The following is a 541-nucleotide window of genomic DNA, read 5'->3' as shown; positions in this document are numbered from 1 at the left end:
GAAGAAAAAGATAAGGCTAAGGCAGAAGTCGAAAAAGAAGCCGAGAAAGCGAAAAATTCTATAGACCAATCAACAACAAATGAGGCAGTAACAGAAGCGAAAGATAATGGAAAATCAGCTATAAATGCGGTAGACGCAACATCAAAAGCGAAATCAGATGCCAAATCGGAAGTAGATAGAGTAGCCGACGCTAAAAAATCAGAAATCGACGCATCAAATATGACAGCAGAAGAAAAAGCTAAAGCTAAGGCAGAAGTCGAAAAAGAAGCAACAAAAGCGAAAGATTCTATAGATAAAGCTACAACAGATAATGCAGTTTCAGAAGCGAAAGAAGTTGGGAAAGAAGCAATCAATTCAGTAGACATAACATCAAAAGCAAAAGCAGATGTTAAAACAGAAATAGATAGAGTAGCCGAAGCTAAAAAATCAGAGATAGATGCATCAAATATGACAGATGAAGAAAAAGCCAAGGCAAAAGAAGAAGTCGAAAAAGAAGCCGAGCAAGCCAAGGCTTCTATAGACCAAGCAACAACAGATGTGG

The 541-nt window shown here is 37.9% G+C and carries 1 protein-coding gene; it reads left to right on the top strand.

The features are described 5' to 3' along the window. The coding region (locus HZY83_RS06705) for a DUF1542 domain-containing protein (RefSeq protein WP_179943281.1) at positions 1-541 on the top strand (541 nt) is incomplete at both ends.

The organism is Gemella sp. GH3 (assembly GCF_013415425.1).
In the GTDB taxonomy this organism is placed as follows: domain Bacteria; phylum Bacillota; class Bacilli; order Staphylococcales; family Gemellaceae; genus Gemelliphila.
The sequence above is the reverse complement of the archived record's forward strand: the minus strand, read 5'-3'. Positions and strand labels throughout refer to the sequence as shown.